Origin of the sequence: Polynucleobacter sp. 15G-AUS-farblos (genome assembly GCF_018882445.1) — a bacterium.
Lineage (GTDB): Bacteria > Pseudomonadota > Gammaproteobacteria > Burkholderiales > Burkholderiaceae > Polynucleobacter.
Genome location: NZ_JACVOM010000020.1, coordinates 1 through 496 on the forward strand (window position 1 = coordinate 1; position 496 = coordinate 496).

At 47.2% G+C, this 496-nt stretch carries 1 protein-coding gene; it reads left to right on the plus strand.

Annotation, left to right across the window (positions count from 1 at the left end; all coding sequences use genetic code 11):
* The coding region (locus ICN41_RS11225) for a condensation domain-containing protein (protein WP_216293014.1) at nt 1-496 on the plus strand (496 nt) is incomplete at both ends.

Below are 496 nucleotides of genomic sequence, written 5' to 3' on the forward strand. Positions count from 1 at the left end.
CATTCTCTATTAGCAATGAAGCTAGTTGCAAAGTTACGAGAAAAGCTGGGAATTACCTTGCCACTACGGACCCTGTTTGAGAGTCCCAACCCAGAAGCCTTAGCGCAGCGCTTGGAGGCAAATACTGAGGTTGATGATCATCAACTTGTTCCTCAAAGTGGCAGGTCTGCCAATGGCGCAATTACCCTCTCTCATGGTCAAGAGCGTCTGTGGGCACTAGATCGCGTAGATGGACCTTCAGCTACTTACAACATGACAGCCACCATTAAGATGAATGGGGCATTAGACATTCCCTCCCTGGAAAAAGCCTTAGTAGCGATCATTACTCGTCATGAAAGTTTACGCACTGTCATGAATGAGTCAGTAGAAGGGACGGCAGTTGGCACTTTATTGCCACCTCCACTTGCTCAGCACTTTATTGCTGTAACAGATCTAAGTCGCTTAGCTCTTAATGATCCTACGGCTTGTGAAACGCAGCTCGATCAACTGATCCAAG